Genomic DNA, 24,605 nt, shown 5'->3' on the forward strand with positions numbered 1-24,605 from the left:
CGAATGGCAGGATGAACACTCGTGCGACGATCCTCCGACCTCCAACCAGAGATCGCCGACGAGTCCGCCTGGTGGCGCGACGCGGTGTTCTACCAGGTGTACGTCCGCTCCTTCGCCGACTCGAACAACGACGGCATCGGCGACCTGGACGGCATCCGCTCCCGGCTCGGCTACCTGGAGCTGCTGGGCGTCGACGCGCTGTGGCTGACGCCGTTCTACCGCTCGCCGATGGCCGACCACGGCTACGACGTGTCGCACCCCAGGGACGTGGACCCGATGTTCGGCGACCTGGCCGCGTTCGACGCGCTGGTCGCCGACGCGCACTCGCACAACATGCGGATCACCATCGACCTGGTCCCGAACCACACCAGCGACCGGCACGACTGGTTCCAGGCGGCGCTCGCCGCGGGACCCGGCAGCCGTGAGCGCTCGCGCTACGTCTTCCGCGACGGCTCGGGCTACGACGGCTCGCAGCCGCCGAACAACTGGACGAGCATCTTCGGCGGGCCCGCGTGGACCCGCGTCCGCGACGGCCAGTGGTACCTGCACCTGTTCGCCCCGCAGCAGCCGGACCTGAACTGGGACAACCCGGAGGTCCACGCCGACCTGGAGCAGACGCTGCGGTTCTGGCTCGACCGCGGGGTCGACGGCTTCCGCATCGACGTGGCGCACGGCATGGCGAAGCCCTTCGACCTGCCGAACATGGACCCGCGCTCGCTCGGCACGTCCGGGGTGCTCAGGGATGACGTCCGCGACCCCCGGTTCGACGACGACGGCGTGCACGAGATCCACCGGATGATCCGCAAGGTCCTGGACTCCTACCCCGGCCGGATGGCCGTCGGCGAGGTCTGGGTGACCGACGACGAGCGGTTCGCCCGCTACATCCGGCCCGACGAGCTGCACCTGGCGTTCAACTTCCGGCTGGTCGAGGCCGGGTTCGACGCCGACCAGGTGCGGTCGGCGATCGACCACTCCCTGGGCGCCGTCCAGCCGCTGGGCACACCGCCCACGTGGACGCTGTCGAACCACGACGTGGTGCGGCACGTGACCCGCTACGGCGGCGGGGCGCTCGGCGAGAAGCGGGCGCGGGCGATGATCCTGGTGGAGCTGGCGCTGCCCGGCGTCGTGTACCTGTACAACGGCGAGGAGCTGGGCCTGCCGAACGTCGAGCTGCCCGAGTGGGCGCTGCAGGACCCGACCTGGGAGCGCTCCGGGCACACCGAGCGCGGGCGGGACGGCTGCCGCGTGCCGATCCCGTGGGAGGGCGACGTCCCGCCGTTCGGGTTCTCGCAGAACGCGCACACGTGGCTGCCGGTACCCAACGAGTGGAACCACCTGACGGCCGAGGCGCAGCTCGAAGACCCCGGTTCGATGCTGTCGCTCTACCGGCACGCCTTGGAGCTGCGCAAGACGCAGCAGGCGATCTCGGGTGACGAGCTGGAGTGGTACGGCGCCCCTCCCGGCTGCTTCGCGTTCCGCCGCAAGGGCGGGGGGCTCATCTGCGCCCTCAACACCTCCGGCGCGTCGGTCCCGTTGCCGCCCGGCGAGATCCTGATCTCCAGCGGTCCCATGGACGGCGCGCAGCTGCCCCCGGACACCTCGGTGTGGCTGGTCTGACGGCGGGTGCTCAGCGGCCGTCCAGGCGCGGGTGGTCCTCGCCGAAGACCATCGGGTGCCGCTCGCACTGCTCGATGAACTCCGCCGGGAAGCCGACGGAGAAGCCGGTCGCGGAGTCCAGGCGCAGCACGGCCTCCGGTGGCAGCACGTCCACGGCGCCCAGGTCGTCGGCCAGCTGCTCGACCGTGCCGGCGCTCGACCGTGCCGGCGCCGATGATCGGGTGCACGGACCGGGACTTGGCCAGGTACCAGGCGATCGCCACCTGCGCCGGGGTGGCGGAGACGCCGGCGGCCACCTCGCGCACGGTCTCCTCGATCGGCGTGTGCCGGTCCCGCACGTGCACCCAGTACACGTCGACGTGGTCGACGCGCAGCCGCCGGAGGCTGTTGTCCAGTGAGCGCATCAGGTTCTTGCGGTGGTTGCCCGCGGCGTTGAGGTCCGCGGTCAGGCGGTGGGCGTCGTCGGTAGCGAACCCCGTGGCGCCCAGGAACAGTTCGGAGACCCGAAGGCCCGTCCTCCCGAAAAGCCGGTACCTCGTCACGACTCCCGACCGGTCGCGCCGTTCCCCACGGTGGTCGTCGCGCGAGTGTTCACGCGCGCGGCGCCGCGTGTCCACCGCGTCGGGTCACGCCGGGTGCAGGACGGTGTCGGGGCGGGGTTCGCGGGCCTCGCGGCAGCCGTGGCGTTCGAAGATCGACAACGCCTCGGCCCACGTGCGGTCCGAGGCGTCGGCCTCGCCGAGCGCGGCCTGGACGGTGGCGAGGTCGCGGAGCGTGCGGGCGCGCCAGACCGGCAGGCCGAGCGCGGTCCACCACTGCAGGGAGCGTTCGAGGTAGCGGTGCGCGACCTCGGGCCTGCCCACGGCCAGCTCGAGCTCGCCCAGGGTGCGCAGCAGCAACGCCTGGCCGAAGCCGTCCTGCATGTCGTTGCACGTCGCCAGGCACTCCAGCAGGTCGCTGCGGACGGCGTCGCCGCGGCCCTGGCGGATGCGGACCTTCGCCAGCGCCTGCACGGCGTAGGCCGACATCAGCCGGTCGCCGAGGCGGCGCAGGGTGTCGACGGCCACCTCGCCGCGGCGGGCGGCCTCGTCGTACCTGCCCGCGGCGCGGTGCACGATCGCGAGCGAGCGGTGCGCGATGGCGGTGCCGCGGCGGTCGCCGAACGACTCGTAGGTCGCCAGGGTCCGCTCGCACGCCTCCAGGGCGGCGTCCAGCTCGCCCTGTTCGGTCAGCACCCGGCCGAGCTCGTGCACGGCCTGGGCGACGGCGTGCGGCTCGCCGAGGGCGCGCAGCTCGGCCAGTGCGAGGTCGAGGGACTCGCGGGACTTCGCCAGCAGGCCGTGCTCGCGCTGCACGGTGCTCAACGCCAGCCGCGCCGACGCCTGGCCGTGCGCGTCGGAGGTGTGCGCGTACGCCTCCAGCGCCTGCTCGTAGTACAGGGCGGCCTCGTCGAAGCGGTCCTGCTCGTAGCGCAGCCAGCCGAGCCCCGCGAGCAGCCGGGCCTCGCCGTCGCGGTCGCCGACCCGGCGGGCGGCCTCCAGCGCGGCGGAGTGGGTGCGCCACCACTGGCCGAACAGGTTGCGCACCGAGAACCGCGACGAGCACAGGGCCGCGGCGAGCCGGGTCGCGATGTCGGTGAGGTCCAGCTCGCTGATCCGCTCGACCACGCCGACCAGGTCGGTCTGCTCGGCGTCGAACCAGGCCTCCGGGTCGGTCAGCAGCTCGTCGGTGAGGTCCTGCCCCAGGTAGGACGACGTGCTCGGCTGGGCGGAGACCTCCAGGGTGGCGTGCGGCATCCGTTGACCCGCGGTCTCGACGAGGGCCAGCCAGCACTCGGCCGCGCGCGTGCACGCCGCCCTGACCTCGGCGCCGGACTCCTCGGCCTCCCCGCGCTCGCGGGCGAACGCGCGGGTCAGGTCGTGCAGCTGGTAGCGGAGCGCGCCGCTCTCGTCGCTGGTCACGACGTCGAGCAGCTGCGCGTCGACGAGCCGTTCGACGACCTCCTCGCCGTCCTCGGGCGAGCAGTCGATCAGCGGGGCGACCAGCCAGCCGCCGAACGTGGACACGTCGAGCAGCCCGATCCGGCGCAGCGCGGCCCGTTCCCGCTCGGCCAGGCCGTCGTAGCTCAGCGCGAGGCTGCCGCGGACCTCCAGGTCGCCCATCGTCAGCTCCTGGAGCACCCGGCGCTGCACGCGCAGCCGTTCGGCCAACCGGGAGAGCTTCCAGTGCGGCCGGGCGGCCAGGCGCGCGCCCGCGATGCGCACGGCCAGCGGCAGCCGTCCGCACAGCCGCACGAGGTCGTGCGCGGCGTCCGGCTCGGCCGCGGCCCGGCCGTCGCCGATGACCCGGTCCAGCAGCTCGAACGCCGCCGCGTCGTCGAGGACGCTCAGGTCCAGCTGGGAGGCGCCACCGAGCGCCCCGAGCCGTTCCCGGCTGGTCACGAGCACCGCGCAGGCCGCGCCGCCGGGCAGCAGCGGGCGGACCTGGCGCTCGTCGGCGGCGTTGTCCAGGACCACCAGGACCCGCCGGTCGGCCAGCAGCGTGCGGTAGAGGCGGGCGCGTTCGTCCAGGTCGGCCGGGATCGCCGCGTCGGCCACGCCGAGCGCGCGCAGGAACCCCGCGAGCACTTCGGCGGGGTCGGCCCGCACGGCCTGGACACCGCGCAGCGTGGCGTAGAGCTGGCCGTCCGGGAAGTGCGCGCGGACGGCGTGCGCGACGTGCATGGCCAACGTCGACTTGCCCGCACCCGGCTTGCCGGAGATCGCGCACAGCCGGACCGCGGTGCCCTCCGCCGACAGGTGCCCGGTCAGCTCGGCGACCTCGGCCGACCGGCCGGTGAAGTCGGCGATGTCGAACGGCAGCTGGCTCGGCCGGTGCGGCACGACCGGCGGCTCCGCGGCGTCCGGCCTCGACGCGGCAGGGGCGGTGGGCCCGTCGTCGGCGCGCAGGATCCGGTCGTGCGTCGACCGCAGCGCCTGCCCCGGTTCCAGGCCCAGCTCGTCCAGCAGGACCCGGCGGCCCTCCTGGTAACAGGCGAGGGCGTCCGCCTGCCTGCCCGACTGGTAGAGCGCCAGCATGAGCTGGCTGCGCAGGCGTTCGCGCAACGGGTGCGCGGTGACGGCGGCGCTCAGCTCGGGGACCAGCGCGTCACCGCGGCCGATCGCCAGGTCCGCGTCCACCCGGTCCTCCAGGGCGGCCAGCCGCAGCTCCTCCAGCCGGGACCGCTCGGCCTCGGCCCACGCTCCTTGAGCGCCGCCGAGGGCCGGTCCGCGCCACACCGACAGCGCGGCGGTGAAGCGCGCGGCGGCCTCCTCGATGTCACCCTCGGCCAGCGCCCGACGGCCGGCGCCGACCTCGGCGGTGAACACGTGCAGGTCGACCAGGTCCGACGCGGCGTCGAGCAGGTAACCGCCGCCGCTGCGGCCCAGCACGTCGGCGTCGTCGCCGAACGCCCGGCGCAGCGTGGACACGTAGGTGTAGACGGCGGCACGGGTCTGCTCCGGCGGGTCGTCACCCCAGACGGCGTCGACCAGCTGTTCCTGCGACACCACCCGGCCCGCGTGCACGGCCAGCAGCGCCAGCAGCGTGCGCGGCTTGGGCCCGCCGACCGGCACGGCGGTACCGGAGCGGTACGCCTCCACCGGTCCGAGGACCCGAAACTCCATGTGCTCCCCCAGCGGGCCGTGCACCGATCACCACCGTAGCCGTTCCGCCGACCGGGTGGCCCGCGCTCACACGAGCAGCGGGAGCATGGAGTGCCTGCGGCGGACGATCGCGCCGAACCGGGCGTCGATGCGCAGCCACGAGTCCGTGGCCGTCACGCGCACCTCGTCCTCCTCGGACGTGCCGAGGAAACCCATGCCGGACAACGCGAACAGGCACCGCAGCGGCACCTTCACGTCCAGTCCCGACCCGCTGACGGTGATCACCGTCTGGTCGAGCAGCGACGCGGGCGGCGTGCCGTGCGGGCCCGCGTTCTCCCGCGCCACCGCCACGCCCTCGTCCGCGAGACCGGACACGACGCTGCCGGGCAGCCGGTCCACCGGCAGCCACCCGGTCGTCGGGGGCAGGGCGGACCGCCACATCAGGTCCTTGGCCGGGCCGGGGTCGACCGTGGCGCTGCGCACGACGGCCAGCCCCATCAGCAGGTCGCTGCCCGACACCGTCACGTCCGACGGCTCCACCCGGCCCGCGACCGTGCGGGTGGCCAGCGCGTCGAACGGCGTCGCCACCCACGCGTCGACCAGCTCGCCCTCGGCCCGGTTGCGCAGCCGCACCACGGCCTGCGACTCCAACCGCACCGCGCGGGCGACGAAAGCACCGAGGTCGTCCCGCTCCGCGGGGTCGGCGAACACGAGTTCAGGCACCGTTACCTCCGGCACGCCAGCCCGCGAGGAAGTCGCGTTCGGCTTCGTCGAGACGCCTCGGCCGGGCGGCCGTCACGTTGTAGGGGACCATCAGGGTCTCCGCCTTGGTCACGACGACGCTGTCGTCGCCGCGCTGGTTGCGCACCGTGTAGTCGAGCAGGAACGACGCCGACCGCAGCTCGCGCACCGACATCTCCACCACGATCTCACCGCCGGTGAACACGATCGGCGTCAGGTAGTCCACCACCAGCCGCGCCACCACCATGCCGTTCGTCATGTCCGTCACCCCGTGCCGCGCGGCCTCGGTGAACAGCAGGTCGATGCGCGCCTCTTCGAGCAGCGTCACCGTGTTGGCGTGGTTGACGTGACCGAACGCGTCCATGTCCGACCACCGCGGACGTACCCCCGTGACGAACACACCCAACGGAACGCGCCTCCTGCAAGTCTGTGGAATCCGCCCAGCCTATCGAGTGTCCTCGCCGACCAGACGCCGGAGTTCGGCGGCCCGCGCCGGGACGAACGGGGTGATCACCGGCTCACCGCCCTCCTCCCGCCACGTGCCCACGACCAGGCCGTCCAGCAGCACGTGCGGGGTGAGGAAACCGCCACCGGTCTGGATCTTCGCGGTGTGTTCGGCGGGCAGGGCGAGGGTGCGGTCGCGGTAGCCGAGGAGGTAGGTGTCGAAGTGGCCGAGGAGCTTGATCCGGCGCTGCGGTTCGACGGGTTCGGTGCCTTTGTGGACCAGGCCGAAGCCGGTGTCCGCGTAGTCGTCGGGGTCGATCTCCTGGCGGACGCGACGGAGGGACAGGCCGCTCCAGGCGGCGAAGTCGGGGAGGGTGGCCGGGCCGTAGGCGGTGAGGTAGCGGCGGAAGAGGTCGGGGAGGCCGTTCGTGGTGCCGGTCTCCGTGGCGCTCTTGGTGTCGCTCTGCGGGTCGGTCTTCGGCAGGAGGTGGTAGGTGTCGTCGAGGCCGCGGTGGACCACCCCGGAGTTCGCCGCGAACGCCAGCAGGTGCGCGGGCGCCTGGCTCTTGGGGTCCAGCACGATTCCCACCTCGGCCAGTGCTCGCACGGTGGCCGGGCGGTCCTTGGGTTCGACCAGGATCTCCCGCAGCGCCTCCAGGGCCCGCGCGCAGAGACCGTCGTCCAGACCCAGCTGTTCCCGTCGCCGTTTGCCCGCCGCGATGGAGGTGGGGCCGAGGAGGCGCACGACCCAGGCCGCGTCGGCCGGGTGGAGGAGGTGCAGCGTGCCGCGCATCGCCCAGGTGCGGATGCCGTCCGTGGACAGGCCGCGGTTGCGGGCGGCGGTCGTGAGGGCGGGGACGTCTTGTGCTTGCAGGGCAAGGACGTCACGCAGGTCGGTCGCGGGGGCGACGAGGCGTTGCGCGCTCATCCGCGTGGCCAGGGCTTGCGCTGGGGTCATCGGGATGGTCACGGGGGCCGACTTCAGGTGTGGTTCGGGGTGCGCTGGTGGTCTTGGAGTGTGCGGGAGCGGGGGTACCCCGGTTGTGAGGACCCCCCGACGCACACCCTACGCAGGGGGTACGACAGTTTCGGGTGGGTGGTTTTCGGTGGGGTGGTGAGGGCCGTTGTTGTCGGTGCCCGTCGGTAGCGTGCGGTTCGGGGGGTCCTGGTTCTCGGGAGGCCCTTGGTGGGGTGCGCGGAAAAGGCTCGGGGTGTCAGGGTTCCGGCGGGAACCCTGACACCCCAAGGACTTTCGGCCTGCCGTCAGAGGACCATGCTGCGGATCTGGCGGGCTGCCACGGACAAGGTGGCGAGGTCGAGGCGGTTGGCCTGGTTGATCTCCTCGAGGGCCGCGCGGGCGCGGGTGAGGCGGGAGGCGTTCATCTGCTCCCAGGTGGCGATCTTCTCCTCCGGGCTGTCGCCGGGGTCGCTGATGCGCAGCACGTCGAGCGTGATGGCGCGCAGCGAGGAGTAGAAGTCGTCGCGCAGGGCGAGCCTGGCGAGGGCGTGCCAGCGGTTGCCGCGCTCCAGTGCGCTGACCGAGCTGAGCATGTGGTCCATGTCCAGGTGTTCGGACAGCGCGTGGTACAGCTCGGCGGTCTCCAGGTGCGAGCGCTCCGGGAGGAGACCGGTGCCGTCACCGGCCTCGCGTTCGGCGAGCTCGGCGATCTCGGTGATGTCGAGCAGGCTGTAGGTGAACAGCTGCGAGGCGACCCGGCACGCCAGGTCCTGCGAGACACCCGCGTTGACGAGGCGGGCGACGTGCAGGTCAAGCGAGGTGCGTTCCCGGCCCTGCAGCAGGTCCGGGACCTTGCCCGCCAGCTCGGCGACGACCCCGGCGAACCGGGAGATCGTGGACCCGACCTGGAGCGGCTGCGGGCGGTTGGAGAGCAGCCAGCGCGACGCGCGGTCGAGCAGGCGGCGCGACTCGAGGATCATCTCGTCGGCGACGCTGGTGGCGAGCACGTTGTCCAGGGAGCGGATCTCCTCCCAGTGCTCCTTGAGGCCGAAGATCTCGGTGACCACGGCGAACGCGCGGACCGCGTCGGTCGGGGACGCGCTGATCTCCTCGGTCAGGCGGAACGGGTAGGAGATGCCCGCGCCGTCGATGACCTCGTTGACGAGCACGGTCGTCGTGATCTGCTTGCGCAGCGGGTGCGCGGGGATCACGTCGTCGAAGCGCTCGCGCAGCTCGCTGGGGAAGTACCCCGGCAGCTTGCGGGCGAACGCGTCGATCTCCGGCAGGTCGCTGGCGAGCACGTCCTCCTTGAGCGCGAGCTTCACGTGCGCGAGCAGCGTGCACAGCTCGGGCGAGGTGAGGCCGCGGCCCGCCTTCTCCATCGCGCGGAACTCGGCGGCGCTGGGCAGCGCCTCCAGCTCGCGGTCGAGACCGGTGCGCTTCTCCAGGTCGGCGACCAGGCGCGCGTGCACCGACAGCATCGGCTCGGCGTGCGCCCGGCTGACGCCCATCACGGCGTTCTGCGAGTAGTTGTCCGCCAGCACGAGCTCGCCGACCTCGTCGGTCATCTGCCCGAGCAGCTCGTTGCGCTGCTCCTGGTCGAACTTGCCCTCGCGGACGAGCTGGTCCAGCAGGATCTTGATGTTGACCTCGTGGTCGGAGCAGTCGACACCGGCCGAGTTGTCCAGGGCGTCGGTGTTGACCTTGCCGCCCTTGCGGGCGAACTCGATCCGGCCGCGCTGGGTGAGGCCGAGGTTGCCGCCCTCGCCGACGACCTTCACCCGCAGGTCGGCGCCGTTGACGCGCAGGGCGTCGTTGGCCTTGTCGCCGACCTCGGAGTGCGTCTCGGTCGCCGCCTTCACGTACGTGCCGATGCCGCCGTTCCACAGCAGGTCGACCGGCGACAGCAGGATCGCCTTCATCAGCTCGTGCGGCGACAGCTTCTCGACGCCGTCGTCGATGCCGAGCGCCGCCCGCGCCTCGGCGCTGATCGGGATGGACTTGGCCGTGCGCGGCCACACCCCGCCGCCTGCGCTGACCAGGCCGAGGTCGTAGTCCGCCCACGACGAGCGGGGCAGCTCGAAGAGCCGCTTGCGCTCGGCGAACGACGGCGCCGCGACCGGGGTGGGGTCGATGAAGATGTGCCGGTGGTCGAACGCCGCGACCAGGCGGATGTGCTCGGACAGCAGCATGCCGTTGCCGAACACGTCACCGGACATGTCGCCGACGCCGACGACGGTGAACTCCTCGGACTGGGTGTTCACGTCCAGCTCGCGGAAGTTGCGCTTCACGCTCTCCCACGCGCCCTTGGCGGTGATGCCCATGGCCTTGTGGTCGTAGCCGACCGAGCCGCCGGAGGCGAACGCGTCGCCGAGCCAGAAGCCGTAGGAGATGGCGACCTCGTTGGCGATGTCGGAGAACTGGGCGGTGCCCTTGTCCGCCGCGACCACCAGGTAGGTGTCGTCGCCGTCGTGCCGGACGACCTGCGGCGCGGGGATGACCTTGCCCGAGTCGAGGTTGTCGGTCAGGTCCAGCAGACCGGAGATGAACTGGCGGTAGCAGGCGATGCCCTCGGCCAGGAACGCCTCGCGGTCCAGACCGGCGTCACCCGACGCGGCGGGCGGGCGCTTGACGACGAACCCGCCCTTGGCGCCGACCGGCACGATGACCGCGTTCTTCACGGCCTGCGCCTTGACCAGGCCGAGGACCTCCGTGCGGAAGTCCTCGCGCCGGTCCGACCAGCGCAGCCCGCCGCGCGCGACCGCGCCGAAGCGCAGGTGCACGCCCTCGATGCGGGGCGAGTACACGAAGATCTCGAACCGCGGCCGCGGCTGCGGCAGCTCCGGGATGGCCTGCGGGTTCAGCTTCACGGCCAGGTACGGCCGGGCGTCGCCGTCGGCGTCGCGGAAGAAGTAGTTCGTCCGCAGCGTGGCCTGCACGAGCGTGAGCAGGCTGCGCAGGATGCGGTCCGCGTCCAGGCTCGTCACGTCGTCGATCAGCTTCGCCAGGTTGCCGACCAGCGACTCGGTGCGGGCGTCGCGGCTCGCGTCGTCCAGCGCCGGGTCGAAGCGGGCCTCGAAGAGGCGCACGAGCTCGCTCGCGACCTCGGTGTGCCCGAGGACGACGTCCTCGATGTAGTCCTGGCTGTAGGGCGTGCCCGCCTGGCGCAGGTACTTCGCGTACGCGCGCAGCATCGCGGCCTGCTGCCAGGTCAGGCCGGCCTGGAGCACCAGCGTGTTGAAGCCGTCGACCTCCGCCTCACCGCGCCACGCGGCCGCGAACGCCTCCTGGAACCGGGTCTGCACGGTGTCCAGGTCGGAGCTGTTCAGCCGGTCCAGGATCTTCGACTCGATGCGCAGGCCGAAGTCGTAGATCCAGCACAGCACGCCGTCCTCGCGGGTGAGGTCGTACGGGCGCTCGTCGACCACGACGACACCCATGCGCTGGAGCATCGGCAGGACCTGCGACAACGTGATCCGGTCGCCCGCGAGGAACAGCTTGAACCGCCGCTCCCCCGCCTCGGCGTCCTGCGGCACGTAGAAGACCATGTCCAGGTCGCCCGGCCGGAGGGCCTCGATCCGGCGGAAGTCGGCGAGGCCGTCCGCGGCGGAGAAGTCCTCCTTGTAGGCCTCCGGGAAGGCCGCGGCGAACCGCTGGCCCTGCTCGTTGGCCGACTCGGTGCCCAGGCCGCCGCTCTGACCGCCGTCGCTCTGCTCGGCCAGCACGGCGTCGACCATCCGGTCGTCCCAGCTGCGCACGGCCTCGGCGAGCCGGTTCTGCAGGTCGACCGCGTCGACCTCGACCGTGCGGGCCGGGTCGGTGTGCACCATGAAGTGCACCCGCGCCAGGGCGGACTCCCCTATGCGGGCGCTGTACTCCAGGTTGACGCCGCCCAGCGCGTCGAGCAGCACCTCCTGCATGGCCAGCCGCGACGTCGTCGTGTAGCGGTCGCGCGGCAGGTACACCAGGCACGAGTAGAAGCGGCCGTACGGGTCGCGGCGCAGGAACAGCCGCAGCCTGCGGCGTTCGGCGAGCGCGATCACCCCCGCGACGGTCGCGTAGAGCGTGTCCGCGTCGACCGAGAACAGCTCGGTGCGCGGGTAGTTCTGGACCACCTCGAGCATCCGCTGGCCCGAGTACGAGTGCAGCGGGAAGCCCGCGCGGTGGATCACGTCGCGCACCCGGCGCTCGATGACCGGGATGTCGAGCACGTCCTCGTGCAGCGCGGTCGTGCCGAACACGCCGAGGAACCGGTGCTCGCCGGTGACCTGGCCGTCGGCGTCGAACGTCTTCACGCCCACGTAGTACGGGTACACCGAGCGGTGGACGCTCGACTGGGCGCTGGCCTGGGTCAGCACCAGCAGCTCGGGGGACAGCGCCTGCGCGCCCGCGTCCGGCCCGGCGGTCAGGCTGCGCGCCGCGAGGCTGTCCTGGCGCAGCACGCCGAGCCCGGAGGCGAGGACCGCGCGCAGCGCCGGTTCGCCGTCGGTGGCCGGGTCGTCGCGGATCAGCTCGTACTGGCGGTAGCCCAGGAAGGTGAAGTGGTCGTCGGCGAGCCAGCGCAGCAGCTTCGCGCCGTCGCTCGTCTCGTCGTGCGACAGCCGCGGCGGGTCGGCGTCCAGCTGGTCGGCGAGCTGCCGGGCGGTGGCCGTCATCTTGTCGGTGTCCTCGACGACCTCGCGGACGTCGTTGAGCACCGTGTGCAGCCTGGTCTCCAGCTCGCGGGCCCGGTCGGGGTCCGTGATCAGGTCGACCTCGATGTTCATCCACGACTCGGCGATCGTGTCCGCGGGCGGGGCCGACGGGTCCGCGAGCGGCAGGACCTCGTGCAGCTCACCAGTCACCGGGTCGCGGCGGACCACGACGATCGGGTGCACCACCCGCTGGACCTGCACACCGCCGCGGGTCAGCTCGGAGGCGACCGAGTCGACCAGGTACGGCATGTCGTCGGTGACGACCTGCACGACGGTGACCGGACAGGTCCACCCGTCGTGCGTGCGGGTCGGGTTGAGGATGCGCACGGCCGGGCGGCCGGGCACCCGCGACTCGGCGAGCTGGTGGTTGGACCGCACCGCGCCCAGCAGGTCCACGGGGTCGTCGTCGTTGACTTCCTCGGCGGGCACGTGGCGGTAGTACAAACGGATGAGATCGGCGAGTTCCGGCGCGGCGGCGGCAGCCCGTTCGATCAATTCATCCCGAACCTGCTCGGGGCTGGCCGAGCGGCTTTCGCCTGGCTCGGCACGGCCGGCGTCGAGCTCGGAACGGGACGGGGCTCCAGTCGAGGTCATGTTCAGGCGACTCTCCAAGCTATCCGGCACCTCTGTGTACCGGGTCCGGCCACCACAGTAGATGGCACGTCGGAACGGGGTGGCAATGCCCCGGTTACTGAATCGAACAACCTGGGTGACTTTCCGGAAAGCCGGGTAAAACGGCTTTTCCCGTCTTTATCGTCACTCCGGCTTTGTTACCGGCGGGAAACCTTATTAAAACCTCAAATCACATTCTCATGATTCGGGAAGCGTCCACCGGTCGTAGGGCGGCTCCGGCTCGCCGTCCGGTCCGGGCTCCCAGATGAGGGCCGTCGACTCGACGTCGCGCACCGGGGTCAGGTACGTGGTCTTCTCCGAGTCCGTCGGCTCCGGGGCGGGCTCCGCGGCGCGGTGGCCCGCCCGCTCCAGCCGGTCGGGTGAGATCGGTTCGGCGGGCGTCTCGGACGACGAGATCCAGTCCGCGATCTCCTCGCTCGCCGTCTGGTCGGCCTCGGGGTCCGAACGGCGCCCGGTCTCGTAGGCGACCAGGGCCTCGGTCAGCAGCTCGGCGAGACTGAGATCACTCTTGTGCCTGCGCGACGCGCGGGCGGCGCTGGGCACCTCGATGGTCCGGTCACCCACCACGACGGCGGTGACGAACGGGTCCACCGGCTCCTCGGGAACCGGTTCGGGCTCCTCGACCGGGGGGCGCCGGGGCGGCGCGGGCACCTCGGGCAGGTCGTCCTCGACGTCCGCGGAACTGAGGAACCGCGACCGCCCGAGGTCGAACCCGCTGCTCGTCGGCGGGCGCGGGATCGGGTCCGGGATCGGGATGTCCGGGATGTCGTCGGGATCCGGGACGGCCGGGACCTGGTCGGGTTCCCGCTCGGGTTCCGGGGTCGGGTTGACCGGGTCGGGCACGCGCGCCGACTCGGTCCCGTACAGCGGTTCCGGAGTGGACGTGCCCACTGGCTCGGTGGAGTCGAATCCGGAACGGGCGGGCGCGTCGGCACCGAACGCCCGATCGGCCTGGTGGCCGGTATCGAAGTCGGAGCGGGCGGCGAAGTCGGGATCCGGGTCACCGGTCCCCGCGGCCTGCCCGCCGATCTCCGTGTGGCTGCTCGCGGCACCGGTCACCGCGCCGGACGGGCTGTCGGACACCCGACTGGTGTCCGGTCCCGGCCACACGCCGGACGAACCGCCGAAGCCGGGCGGGAACGGGGCACCGGGCGCACGACCGGTGGTGGGCGGGGTGTCGGCCTGCCGGACGGGGTCCGGGTCGCTGTCGGACCACCGGGGCGTGTTGGTCGCGGCGCCGCCGCGCGGCGGTTCGACGGCCGAGGCGCGGTTGAGCCACCGCGCGGACTCCGACCCCGGCCCGCCGTCGGACAACCCGGCCCCGAACGCCTCCAGACCCGCGATCCCGTCGGTCCACAGACCGGGCGGAACACCGGCGGGTCCTTGCGACGACTCGGAGGCGGACGGCCGGTTGGTCCAGCGCACGGACTCGGCCCCCGGCACAGCACCGGGCGTCCGCGTCGGCGAACCGTCGACCCCACGGCCTTGGTCCGCGGCGCCCGGCCGCGACTCCGAGCCGGGGCCCTCGTCATCCCACCGACCGGAGTCGGCAGCCCGACCCGCGCCGGCAGAACCAGCGTCACCGGACGAGCCGGGCATGCCGGGTTGGCCCTGCGACGACTGCGCGCCAAAGCCACCATCCGCCCAGGAACCAGCACCACCGGACCCCGCACCAGCCGAACCAGCGTCAGTGGACGGACCCGGCATGCCGGGGAAGCCCTGGGGCGGCTGAGCACCGAACCCGCCATCGCCCCAAGACCCGGTTCCACCGGAACCCGCACCGGCCGAACCCCCGTCGCCGGGAGAGGGCGTGCCACCAGACGAACCCGGCATGCCGGGCTGGTTCCGGGAGGACGGGCCGGTGGACCACTGGTCGGGCTCAGGGCCGGGCGGACCGGCGGGTCCCTGCGCGGCGAAAGCGTTGTCAGCCCAGGAGTCGGCACCGCTGTTCGACGCCGGCCCACCGGAAGCGCCTGCGGTTGGCCACTGGCCGGAGTCGGTGCCGGACCGATCGGAGCCAGGGCGCGACGGGGTCGCGGGAGTCTGGGGCGAGTGCGGGCCGAAGGCGCCGTCGGCTGGGGCGGACGGGGCGGAGTCGGAGCGGTTCGTGGGCGAGCCGTGGGCACCGGTGTGCCCGCCGTCGGCCCACTGGCCGGAGTCGGCGGCATTCGGTCCCTGCGGGCCCGCGAGGCCCTGGGGGGACTGCGCGCCGAAGGCGGACTCGGCCCACGGGATGTCGGAGCCGGGCCTGGGCGGTTGGCCGGGGAGCGGTCCGCTGTCGGGGAGGCCCGGTGTGGTGGGGAAGCCGGGCGGGGCGCCCGCGCCCGCGTTGCGGTTGGTCCAGCGGGCCGACTCCGGCAGGGCGTCCGGGGAGTGGGCTCCTGAGGTGGGGGTGCCGGTGGCCGACGAGCCGTCGAGCCTGGGAGGGAACTCGGTGCCGGGGCCCTGGGCGGCCGGTGCGCCGGGGTCGATCGGAGCACCGGGGTCAGTCAGGGCGGCGGGGTCGTTCGGGGCGGCGGAACGCGGGGGTTCCGGCGGACGCGGCGGTTCCAGGCCTGAACCGGGGTGGCGGGGTTGCGGTTCCTGGGGGGACTGCGGGCTGCGGGCCGGTGGGATCACCGGACCCTTCACGAAGGCGGCGCCCAGGCCGGGGTTCGGGCGGGCGACGGGGAGGCCGTCGGCGCCGACGGCGGGCTGCACCATCGTGGGGGCGTCGAACAGGTTCGCCGGAGGCGGTTGGGGAGGCTGCTCGGGCGGGCGCGGCCGTTGCGGGGGCTCCACCCGCCACTTGGGGGCCGGTGCCTCCGCCGCGGGCTGCTCGGGCCGCTTGGCGCCCGGCTCCTCGGCCGCGGCCTGGGGGTCCTGGGTGGCGTCGTCCTCGGCGTCCGGTGCCCGCCTGCGGCCGCCGCTGCGGCGCTTGTCCAGCAGGCCCGCGGCTTCCAGGGTCTCCAGGACGTTCGCGACCTCCTGGTCCGGCTCCTGGTCGGGCGCGGGCTCCGACGGCGTCTGGGCCGCCGGTTCCTCCTGCGGGGTCGGCAGGGCTGGTGCGTCTTCCTCGGCGGCTTCCCGAGCGGCCCGGCGACGACCGCTGCGCATCGCGCCCGCGGCGGCGATGAGCCCGGCGGCCGGAACGGCCCCGTCGCCCGCCGGAGCGGCGCCGGCGGAGTCGGTCGACGCGTCCGGTCGGTCCTCGGCCCGCCTGCGGCCACCGGAGGTGGGGGCCTCGGGGGCGTCCGACTCCGCCGGGGGGATCGCCTCGCCGAACGGCTGCACCAGCCGCCAGCGGTCCGCGGCGTGGGCGCGTGCCGCCGAGATGCCTTCCACCGTCATGTCTTCGGCCGCGCGGAGGGTGCGCTTGACCCGTTGCCCCTCGGTCCGCGTGGTCTGTGTCGGACGCCACTGGCGCAGCTGCTGCTTCAGCTCGGGGGCCAGCACGGCGTCGGCAGGCGGTTGGCTGCCGCGCATCGCGCCCTGCGCCGCCGCGGCACGCCCGTCGCCGGGCCGCAGGAGGCTGCCCAGCTGCTCGTGCGGGCCGACCGGGTGGCGGTGCGCCCCGGAGAACTCGGCGGCCAGACGGGCGCGCACGGCGTAGACCGCGCGAGCCCGGCGGCGTTCGGCGGCGTGGGCCGAACGCAGGTCGGTCAGCGCCTCGGCCAGCTCGCCGGAGACCTCGTGCACGTGGGCCAGCGCCAGCAGGCTCTCCGCCAGCAGCGTGTCCAGCTGGTGGCGCTGGGCGCTGTCGGCCGTGTCGCGCAGCATGCCGCGCGCGACGTCCACCCGGCCCGCGGGCAGGTGCACCCTGGTCGCCAGCGCCAGCCGCAGCCAGCCGACGTCCGCGGCGGACGGCGCCCGCACCGGCAGGTCGAGCAGCGGCGAGCCGATCTCGGAGGCCTCGCCGAGCCGGTTGGAGTCCATCAGCGCGCAGACCAGCTCCAGGGTCAACCTGCCCCGGACCTGCCCGCTGTCGACCGACGGGTCGGTCAGCTCGGCCAGCAGCTCGAGCCCCTTGCCCGCCGCGTCGGTGGCGGCCTGCAGGTCGCCCCAGCGGCGGTGCTGCGCGGCCGCGGAGGCGTGCAGCAGGCCGCGTTGCAGCAGCCTGGTGTCGGCGTCGAGCAGCGTGTCGGCCACGTACAGCTGGTCGGCCTCGCTCAGCGCCATGCCCAGCTGCGGGCCGCGGCCGATGGTCACCAGGCAGTCGCTGGCCTGCACGAGCGCGGCGGCGCGGAGGGCGTGCGGGACGCCGTCCGCGGCCAGCACCGGGCGGACCGCGCCGAAGCCCGTCAACGGGGCTCCGACGGCGGTCGCGCACGCCGCCAGCTCGATGCGCAGGCGCCAGGCCGTCTCCTGCTCGCCCGCGGTCTCCGCGGCCTTCAGCGCGTCCAGCGCGCGGTCGGCGATGCGGACACCGCGGCCCATCCGGTTGCTGGCGAACACGACCAGCGACTCCGCCCGCAACCGGTCGATCTCGTCACGGCGGGTCGAGGCGAGCGCGACCGCGCGCTCACCGAGCACCAGAGCAAGCTCCGGTGCCCGCCAACGCAGCCGCCAGGCGGGCACGACCAGCGTGCTCACCTCGACGTCCGCCTGCGCTTCGCCTCTCGCCGCCATGCGTCCCGGCTCAGTCCCTCGTCAGCTTGCGGTAGGTCACCCGGTGGGGGCGGGCCGCCTCGGCGCCCAGGCGCGTCAGCTTGTTCTTCTCGTACCCCTCGAAGTTGCCCTCGAACCAGTACCACTTGGACGGGTCCTCGTCCGTGCCCTCCCAGGCCAGGATGTGGGTCGCCACGCGGTCCAGGAACCACCGGTCGTGCGAGATCACGACGGCGCAGCCGGGGAACTGCTCCAGCGCGTTCTCCATCGAGCCCAGCGTCTCGACGTCCAGGTCGTTCGTCGGTTCGTCCAGCAGGATCAGGTTGCCACCCTGCTGGAGGGTCATCGCCAGGTTCAGCCGGTTGCGCTCGCCACCGGAGAGCACCCCCGCGGGCTTCTGCTGGTCCGGGCCCTTGAAGCCGAACGCGCTGACGTAGGCCCGCGACGGCATCTCGACGTTGCCGACGTGGATGTAGTCGAGGCCGCCGGAGACGGTCTCCCACACGGTCTTCTTCGGGTCGATGCCCGAGCGGTTCTGGTCGACGTAGGACAGCTTGACCGTCTCGCCGACCTTGACCTTGCCCTCGTCCGGCTCCTCGAGCCCGACGATCGTCTTGAACAGCGTGGTCTTGCCGACGCCGTTCGGGCCGATCACGCCGACGATGCCGTTGCGGGGCAGGTCGAACGTCAGGTCGTCGATGAGGACCCGGTCGCCGAAGCCCTTCTTCAGCTCGTTGACCTCGACCACCACGCTGCCCAGGCGCGGGCCCGGCGGGATCTGGATCTCCTCGAAGTCGAGCTTGCGGGTCTTCTCCGCCTCGGCCGCCATCTCCTCGTACCGGTCGAGGCGGGCCTTGGACTTGGCCTGGCGGGCCTTGGCGCCCGACCGGACCCACTCCAGCTCGTCCTTGAGCCGCTTCTGCAGCTTCTGGTCCTTCTTGCCGGAGATGGCCAGGCGCTCGGCCTTCTTCTCCAGGTAGGTCGAGTAGTTGCCCTCGTACGGGTGGGTCTTGCCGCGGTCGATCTCGAGGATCCACTCGGCGAGGTTGTCGAGGAAGTACCTGTCGTGCGTGACGGCGAGGACGGCGCCCTGGTAGCCGGCCAGGTGCTGCTCCAGCCACAGGACGCTCTCCGCGTCCAGGTGGTTGGTGGGCTCGTCGAGCAGCAGCAGGTCGGGCTTGCTCAGCAGCAGCTTGCACAGCGCGACCCGGCGGCGCTCACCACCGGACAGCTTGGTCACGTCCGCGTCCGGCGGCGGGCAGCGCAGCGCGTCCATCGCCTGGTCGAGCTGGGAGTCGATGTCCCACGCGTTGGCGTGGTCGAGGTCCTCCTGGAGCGACCCCATCTCCTCCATCAGCTCGTCGGAGTAGTCGGTGGCCATCTTCTCGGCGATCTCGTTGTAGCGGTCGAGCTTCACCTTGATCTCGCCGAGGCCCTCCTCGACGTTGCCGAGGACCGTCTTCTCCTCGTTCAGCGGGGGCTCCTGCTGGAGGATGCCCACCGTGTAGCCGGGGGCCAGGTACGCCTCGCCGTTACCCGGCGTGTCCAGACCGGCCATGATCTTGAGGACGCTCGACTTGCCCGCCCCATTGGGGCCGACGACGCCGATCTTGGCACCGGGGAGGAACATGATCGTGACGTCATCAAGGATGACCTTGTCCCCGTGCGCCTTGCGCACCTTCTTCATGGTGTAAATGAACTCGGCCATGGTCGCGATCGTAGAGCGGTGCCGATCCGGCTAGAACCGCGGTTGCCAGCAGCGCGTCTTTCGACACTGAAGAGTTAACTCGGACGAGGGTCACCCACACCTGCCACATAGCCCGGTCGGGGCACGTGATCAGTGGTTGCGCAACGCGTTGACCAGCTCGTCCTTGGTCATGCTCGACCGGCCGTCGATGTCAAGTTCCGACGCCCGCTCGCGCAGGTCCTCCACGGTCCACTCCTCGTAACTGGCGGCGCGGCCACCCCTGGCGCCGACCTCCGACCTTCCCTCCCTCGCACTCGCGTTGGCGATCCGGGCCGCCTTCTCGGCGGAGTTGCCCTCGTCGCGCAGCTTCCGGTACAGCTCCTCGTCCTTGATGCTCGGGTTGGGCATCTCGACCACCTCCGCACGGGGGACTACCCCGAGCGGCGGCACACCCAACCCACACCGTCAGAACGGCACGTCCACCACCTCCCGCGCCCGCTCGTCCTCCTTGCGGGGCGCCACGATGCCCGGAACCGGCACCTCGGCGGCGGCCGGTCCGACGTGCTCGATCTCGACCTTCGCCCACCTCAGGTTCGGCCCCACGGCCGTCGCCTCGATCTCGGAGATGTTGCGCCGCTCCCCGTCCAGGTCGTAGTCGCGGTTGCGGAGCTTCCCGGTGACCACCACCGGGTCGCCCTTCACCAGCGCTCTGCCGACCCCGTCGGCGAGTTGTCGCCAGCAGGTCACGTTCAGGAAGAGCTTGTCGCCGTCGACGTACTCCCCCAGGTCGGAGTTGTAGCGCCGCTCCACCGAGAGCACCCGGAAGGCGGCGCGGCTGAACCCCGACGCGAGCCGCTTGTGCGTGACCTCGCTGACCACGGTGCCCGTCACCGTGATCGCCGTCTCGTTCCAACCCATCGCACTGCCTCCGCATTCCCCTGGTCCGATCCGCTTCGACCAGCCTCCGACCCGCGGGTCCGGCGCGGAAGCACCGATCCCGGATCTGTGGACAACCACCCCGCCTGTGGACAGCTCGTGATCTTGGGAGCGGAATCGTCGGACCCGTGTGCTAGCCGTCACAAGAAATGAGTGAGTACTCACTCCTTGACATGAGTGAGCGCTCACTCATACATTGGCGGCATGCCAGAGGAAGCCGCTCCCCGTCGTCGCCGAGCACCGGCGATGAGCCTGGAGGACCGCCGCGAGGCGCTCGTCCAGGCCACCATCCCGCTGCTGCTCGTGCACGGCGCGAACGTCACCACCAACCAGATCGCCAAGGCGGCCGACGTCGCGGAGGGCACGGTCTTCCGGGCCTTCAAGGACAAGCAGGAGCTCCTGGGCTGCGCGCTCAAGAGCGCGATGGAGCCGGACACCGAGATCGGGCTGATCGACCGGATCCCGGCGACCGACCCGATCGAGCAGCGGCTGATCGGCGGCGTGCGGGCGGTCACCGGCTACCTCGACCGCATGTGGTCGCTGATGAGCGCGCTGCGGGACACCGGCTTCGACCCGCACGACGGCGAGGGCCACAAGCAGGAGCGCAAGGGCCCGCCCGAGGGGATGTTGCAGGTAATGGGGCGGATCGCCGGGCTGTTCGAGCCGGACGCCGAGCGGCTGCGGGTCGAGCCCGAGCTGGCCGCCCGGCTGCTCATGGGGATCGTCTTCACGAACCGGATGCAGCAGCAGGGGTTCGGCGAGGGCGTGGCGGAACCGGAGCAGCTCGTCGAGCTGTTCCTGCACGGGACCATCCGGAACGGGGGAGACAAGTGAACGACCTGATGATCGAGGCGCACGACGTCGGCAAGGCGTTCGGCGACGTGAAAGCGCTCGACGGGGTGAGCGTCGCCGTGCCGAAGGGCACCGTGCTCGGCCTGCTCGGCCACAACGGCGCGGGCAAGACCACGCTGGTCAACGTCCTGACCACGCTGCTGCCGCACGACTCTGGCAGGGCGAGCGTCGCCGGGTTCGACGTGGCGACGCACGGCCACGAGGTGCGCAGCCGGATCGGCCTGACCGGCCAGTTCGCCGCCGTGGACGAGCAGCTGTCCGGCACCGACAACCTGGTCCTGATCGCCCGGCTGCTCGGCGCGACGCCGCGGGAGGCGCGCGCCAGGGCCGCCGAGCTGATGGAGCTGTTCGACCTCGCGGACGCGGCGAAGCGGCCGTCCCGCACCTACTCCGGCGGCATGCGCAGGCGGCTGGACCTCGCCGCGGGCCTGGTCGGCCGCCCCGATGTGATCTTCCTCGACGAGCCGACCACCGGGCTCGACCCGTCGAGCAGGCTGAGCATGTGGGAGATCGTGGAGAAGCTGGTCTCCGACGGCACCACGGTCCTGCTGACCACCCAGTACCTCGACGAGGCCGACCGGCTGGCCGACTCGATCACCGTCCTGTCCGCGGGCCGGGTCGTCGCCTCGGGCACCAGCTCCGAGCTGAAGGCCCAGGTCGGCCAGCGCAGCGTCACGGTGACGCTCGCGACCGCCGCGGACGTGCCCACGGCCATGCGGTCGCTGGAGCAAGCCGGTCTCCAGCCCGTGCTCGACGCCGAGCACAACACCCTCACCGCGCCCGTGACGGCCTCGCGCGAGCTGGCCGTCGTGGTGCGCGCGCTGGACGAGGTCGGTGTCGAGGCCAGCGAGCTGGCGCTCGGCGAACCGACGCTCGACGACGTGTACCTCACCCTCGCCGCCCACCAGGCCGCCTGAACAGGAGTTGGCCCATGACCACGACACTCACCCACGCGCCCGTCGAGGCGCCGAGCACGGCCTGGCGCGGCAGCGGTTTCGGGACCCAGGTCCTGGTGCTCACGCAGAGATCCCTGCGCGCGGTCGTCAGCGACCCCCGCATGGTGGTCTTCAGCGTCCTGCAACCGCTGATCATGCTGACGCTGTTCAGCCAGATCTTCAGCAGCATCGCCAACACGCCGGGCTTCCCCCAAGGCGTGGCCTACATCGACTTCCTGATGCCCGCGATCCTGGTCAACACGGCCATGCAGTCCGCGCTCCAGGCGGGCGTCGGGCTCGTCACCGACATGAAGAACGGCGTGCTGGCCCGGTTCCGGTCGCTGCCGATCCGGCTCAGCTCGGTGCTGATCGCCCGCAGCCTGTCCGACCTGGTGCGCACGGCGTTCCAGCTGCTGGTCATGATCACGTTCGCGGTGCTGATCTTCGGGTTCTCCCCCGCGGGCGGGTTCTTCGGGGTGGCCGCCGCGCTGGCGCTCGCGCTGGTCGTCGGCTGGGGCCTCGGCTGGGTGTTCCTGGCCATCGCCGCCTGGCTGCGCAACGCGGAGCTGATGCAGACCGTCGGCTTCCTGGCGATCTTCCCGCTGATGTTCGCCTCCAGCGCCTACGTGCCGATCACCGGCCTGCCGGGCTGGTTGCAGGCGATCGCCAACGTCAACCCGTTGACGCACGCCGTGGACGCGGCCCGCGGGCTCGCGCTCGCCCAGCCGGTCACCGGCGCGGTGGCCGCGATCGCGACCAGTCTGGTCATCGCCGCGGTCGGCGGGGCGTTCGCGGTCAAGGGCTTCCGCAAGCCGCTCTAGTCGGTCTTGTCGGCGGCCTCGGTGGTGCCGACCTTGCCCCCGGACATCTTCTTCAGCATCGCGTTGTAGGCGGCCAGGTCCGCGTCGCCGTCACCGTCCGCCCGCCGGTCCAGCCGGCGGGCGTCGCGGTTGTCGGACCTGGCCCACTGCACCAGCAGCGCCACCATCACGACCAGCAGCGGCACCTCGCCCGCCGCCCACGCGATACCGCCGCCGAGCCGCTGGTCGTCCAGCTGCGAGGTCACCCACGGCAGGCCCATCGAGCGGTAGTAGAGCTCGCCGATGACGGTCTGCGAGCTCATCAGCACGATGCCGAAGAACGCGTGGAACGGGATCGACGCGAACAGCAGTCCCAGCCGCCCCAGCGGGGGCAGCCGGTTGGGCGCCGGGTCGATGCCGATCACCGGCCAGTAGAAGACGTAGCCGACCAGGATGAAGTGGGCGTTCATCGCCAGGTGCGCCCAGTGCAGGGGCAGCGCGCTGTCGAACAGGCCGGAGAAGTACAGGCCGTAGAACGACCCCACGAACAGGAACAGCGCGACGAACGGGTTGGTCAGCACCTTCGCGACCGGCGACTGCACGAACGCCAGCAGCCACTCGCGCGGTCCGGGGGGCCCGTCCTTGCCCGCCGTCGGCAGGGCGCGCAGCGCGAGCGTCACGGGTCCGCCGAGCACCAGCAGGATCGGCGCCAGCATGGACAGCAGCATGTGGGCTTCCATGTGCACGCTGAACATCGCGGGCGCGTACCGGCCGACCCCGGACGAGGTGGCGAACAGGACCGTGAAGCAGCCCAGCACCCAGGCGACCGTGCGGCCCACCGGCCAGGAGTCGCCGCGCTTGCGCAGCCTGCGGACGCCGAGCAGGTAGAGCGCCGCGAGGGCGACGGCGGCCGTGCCGAAGATCAGGTCGAACCGCCAGTCGAAGAACAGCCGGAACGCCGTGGGCGCGCCCGCGAGGTCGTAGCCGATGCGCAGCTCGACGGTGCTGGGCAGCGCCCTGCCGTCGGTCGGCGGCGGGGTGCGGCTCAGCCCGGCGGCCAGGCCGAGCGTGGCGAACATCAGCAGGACCTCGACGCCCGCCAGCCGGAGCAGCGCCCGGCCGGAGCCGGTCTCCACGACGCCCCGGACGCCCCGGACGCGTTGCAGGTAGCCGATTCCGCCCAGCAGCAGCAGAGCCGCGGTCTTGGCCGTCACGAGCAGGCCGTAGTCCGTGGTGAACAGGTCGCGCAGCGGTAGCCGCACCAGCGCGTTGATCACGCCGGACACCGCCATCACGATCCAGCAGACCAGCGCGATCGCGGAGAACCTGGTCGTGGCCAGCGCCAGGTCCGATCCCCGCCTGCGGCCGTGCGCGAGCAGCGCGATGAGCCCGCCGACCCACACCGCCGCCGCGACGAGGTGGAACAGCAGGCTGTTGGTGGCCATGTCGTGCGAGCCGCCGCCGGAGGAGTGGCCGGTGACCGCGACCGGGACCAGCGCGAACAGCGCCAGGAAGAACAGCACCGCCGTCCAGCCCCAGGACAGGACCAGGGTCGTGCCCAGCGCGATCAGCGCCACGATCACCGCGGTGATCACCCACGCGCGCGCCTGCTCGATCAGGCCGACGACCTGGAGCAGCTCCGCCGGGTTGAACAGGCCCGCCACCGGCTGCCCGAACGCGTCTGCCGCGGTGAACGGCACGGCCAGCACGGCCCCCAGCGTCCACAGCAGCGACGACCACCCGGCCGTGCGCAGCGCCGCGTACCCGTCGGCCGCCAACATCCCGGAAGCCTGCGGTGGCACCAGGAACGCGGCCAGCAGCAGCGACCCGATGGTCACCACCGCGGCGGACTCGGTGAGCACCCGGACGACGATCAGACCGACCCGGTCGTTGCCCGTCGCGGACGTCAGACCGGCCGCGAGCAGCGCGGCGATCCCGGTCCCGACCACCAGCAGGGGCACGAGGCCCGTCCGCTGCCTGCGGGGGTTCGGCGGGGACTCGACGTCGGCGAGGGCTTCGGATGGCACGTCCCGAGCCTAGGCCGCCTGTCACCCCGGTGACCAACCCCGGACGTGCG

The 24,605-nt window shown here is 72.3% G+C and carries 15 protein-coding genes and 1 pseudogene; 4 read left to right on the forward strand and 12 right to left on the reverse strand.

Features of this window, described 5'->3' with window-relative positions; translation table 11 throughout:
- Nucleotides 1-21 precede the first annotated feature (21 nt).
- Entirely contained in the window at nucleotides 22-1,617 is a 1,596-nt protein-coding gene (locus tag CLV43_RS35125; protein ID WP_106192861.1) for a glycoside hydrolase family 13 protein, read from the forward strand.
- Between the two features lie 10 nt (nucleotides 1,618-1,627).
- Here CLV43_RS35125 and CLV43_RS49665 read toward each other — a convergent pair whose 3' ends face one another.
- The 11 genes and pseudogenes from CLV43_RS49665 to CLV43_RS35175 all read right to left on the reverse strand — a co-directional run bounded on the left by CLV43_RS49665 (nucleotide 1,628) and on the right by CLV43_RS35175 (nucleotide 19,923).
- A complete protein-coding gene (locus CLV43_RS49665) occupies nucleotides 1,628-1,771 on the reverse strand; it encodes a hypothetical protein (RefSeq protein WP_245887212.1) in 144 nt (47 codons plus the stop codon).
- Nucleotides 1,772-1,967: 196 nt separating this feature from the next.
- Nucleotides 1,968-2,021, reverse strand: a pseudogene (locus CLV43_RS49670) (hypothetical protein); the annotation flags it as partial.
- A 222-nt stretch (nucleotides 2,022-2,243) separates the two neighbouring features.
- A complete protein-coding gene (locus CLV43_RS35135) occupies nucleotides 2,244-5,282 on the reverse strand; it encodes an AfsR/SARP family transcriptional regulator (protein ID WP_106193040.1) in 3,039 nt (1,012 codons plus the stop codon).
- Nucleotides 5,283-5,348: 66 nt separating this feature from the next.
- On the reverse strand, nucleotides 5,349-5,984 hold the full coding sequence (locus CLV43_RS35140) for a DUF8010 domain-containing protein (RefSeq protein WP_106192863.1): 636 nt from the start codon (nucleotides 5,982-5,984) through the stop codon (nucleotides 5,349-5,351).
- Nucleotides 5,977-6,408 carry an acyl-CoA thioesterase gene (locus CLV43_RS35145; RefSeq protein WP_106192864.1) on the reverse strand — a complete coding sequence of 144 codons (432 nt, stop codon included), beginning with the start codon at nucleotides 6,406-6,408 and terminating at the stop codon, nucleotides 5,977-5,979. The genes CLV43_RS35140 and CLV43_RS35145 overlap by 8 nt, the downstream gene beginning before the upstream one ends.
- Nucleotides 6,409-6,447: 39 nt before the next feature.
- Nucleotides 6,448-7,404 carry a DNA glycosylase AlkZ-like family protein gene (locus tag CLV43_RS35150; RefSeq protein ID WP_146175021.1) on the reverse strand — a complete coding sequence of 319 codons (957 nt, stop codon included), beginning with the start codon at nucleotides 7,402-7,404 and terminating at the stop codon, nucleotides 6,448-6,450.
- Between the two features lie 305 nt (nucleotides 7,405-7,709).
- The gene (locus CLV43_RS35155; RefSeq protein ID WP_106192867.1) at nucleotides 7,710-12,692 is read right to left on the reverse strand and encodes an NAD-glutamate dehydrogenase; all 4,983 of its coding nucleotides are present in this window, start codon (nucleotides 12,690-12,692) and stop codon (nucleotides 7,710-7,712) included.
- Between the two features lie 216 nt (nucleotides 12,693-12,908).
- On the reverse strand, nucleotides 12,909-17,339 hold the full coding sequence (locus tag CLV43_RS48110; RefSeq protein WP_106192869.1) for a hypothetical protein: 4,431 nt from the start codon (nucleotides 17,337-17,339) through the stop codon (nucleotides 12,909-12,911).
- Nucleotides 17,340-17,349: 10 nt separating this feature from the next.
- Nucleotides 17,350-19,026 carry an energy-dependent translational throttle protein EttA gene (ettA, locus tag CLV43_RS35165; RefSeq protein ID WP_106192870.1) on the reverse strand — a complete coding sequence of 559 codons (1,677 nt, stop codon included), beginning with the start codon at nucleotides 19,024-19,026 and terminating at the stop codon, nucleotides 17,350-17,352.
- Between the two features lie 129 nt (nucleotides 19,027-19,155).
- The gene (locus tag CLV43_RS35170) at nucleotides 19,156-19,413 is read right to left on the reverse strand and encodes a DUF7218 family protein (protein WP_106193042.1); all 258 of its coding nucleotides are present in this window, start codon (nucleotides 19,411-19,413) and stop codon (nucleotides 19,156-19,158) included.
- A gap of 57 nt (nucleotides 19,414-19,470) precedes the next feature.
- On the reverse strand, nucleotides 19,471-19,923 hold the full coding sequence (locus CLV43_RS35175) for a single-stranded DNA-binding protein (RefSeq protein ID WP_106192872.1): 453 nt from the start codon (nucleotides 19,921-19,923) through the stop codon (nucleotides 19,471-19,473).
- 222 nt (nucleotides 19,924-20,145) lie between these two features.
- On the opposite strand from CLV43_RS35175, the gene CLV43_RS35180 reads away from it, so the two are divergent.
- Genes CLV43_RS35180 through CLV43_RS35190 form a run of 3 tightly spaced genes read left to right on the forward strand, consistent with a single transcriptional unit; the run spans nucleotide 20,146 to nucleotide 22,549 of the window.
- Nucleotides 20,146-20,775, forward strand: coding sequence for a TetR/AcrR family transcriptional regulator (locus tag CLV43_RS35180; RefSeq protein WP_106192874.1), 630 nt, complete (start codon nucleotides 20,146-20,148; stop codon nucleotides 20,773-20,775).
- The gene (locus CLV43_RS35185; RefSeq protein WP_245887187.1) at nucleotides 20,772-21,710 is read left to right on the forward strand and encodes an ATP-binding cassette domain-containing protein; all 939 of its coding nucleotides are present in this window, start codon (nucleotides 20,772-20,774) and stop codon (nucleotides 21,708-21,710) included. The genes CLV43_RS35180 and CLV43_RS35185 overlap by 4 nt, the downstream gene beginning before the upstream one ends.
- A 14-nt stretch (nucleotides 21,711-21,724) precedes the next feature.
- Complete coding sequence (locus CLV43_RS35190) at nucleotides 21,725-22,549, forward strand: ABC transporter permease (RefSeq protein WP_106192876.1); 825 nt, start codon at nucleotides 21,725-21,727, stop codon at nucleotides 22,547-22,549.
- Here the strand turns inward: CLV43_RS35190 and CLV43_RS35195 are convergent.
- Nucleotides 22,546-24,555: a bifunctional copper resistance protein CopD/cytochrome c oxidase assembly protein gene (locus CLV43_RS35195; RefSeq protein WP_106192877.1), complete on the reverse strand. Its 2,010-nt coding sequence runs from the start codon at nucleotides 24,553-24,555 to the stop codon at nucleotides 22,546-22,548. The two genes, CLV43_RS35190 and CLV43_RS35195, sit on opposite strands and share 4 nt — an antisense overlap.
- Nucleotides 24,556-24,605: the final 50 nt, after the last annotated feature.

The organism is Umezawaea tangerina, assembly GCF_003002815.1.
GTDB lineage: Bacteria > Actinomycetota > Actinomycetes > Mycobacteriales > Pseudonocardiaceae > Umezawaea > Umezawaea tangerina.

Excerpts from the sequence above, each read along its gene's own strand:
- CLV43_RS35190 (WP_106192876.1), top strand. The coding sequence starts at position 21,725 with ATGACCACGACACTCACCCACGCGCCCGTCGAGGCGCCGAGCACGGCC.
- CLV43_RS35170 (WP_106193042.1), bottom strand. The coding sequence starts at position 19,413 with ATGCCCAACCCGAGCATCAAGGACGAGGAGCTGTACCGGAAGCTGCGC.
- CLV43_RS35150 (WP_146175021.1), bottom strand. The coding sequence starts at position 7,404 with ATGACCCCAGCGCAAGCCCTGGCCACGCGGATGAGCGCGCAACGCCTC.
- CLV43_RS35155 (WP_106192867.1), bottom strand. The coding sequence starts at position 12,692 with ATGACCTCGACTGGAGCCCCGTCCCGTTCCGAGCTCGACGCCGGCCGT.
- CLV43_RS48110 (WP_106192869.1), bottom strand. The coding sequence starts at position 17,339 with ATGGCGGCGAGAGGCGAAGCGCAGGCGGACGTCGAGGTGAGCACGCTG.
- CLV43_RS35175 (WP_106192872.1), bottom strand. The coding sequence starts at position 19,923 with ATGGGTTGGAACGAGACGGCGATCACGGTGACGGGCACCGTGGTCAGC.
- CLV43_RS35135 (WP_106193040.1), bottom strand. The coding sequence starts at position 5,282 with ATGGAGTTTCGGGTCCTCGGACCGGTGGAGGCGTACCGCTCCGGTACC.
- ettA (WP_106192870.1), bottom strand. The coding sequence starts at position 19,026 with ATGGCCGAGTTCATTTACACCATGAAGAAGGTGCGCAAGGCGCACGGG.
- CLV43_RS35180 (WP_106192874.1), top strand. The coding sequence starts at position 20,146 with ATGCCAGAGGAAGCCGCTCCCCGTCGTCGCCGAGCACCGGCGATGAGC.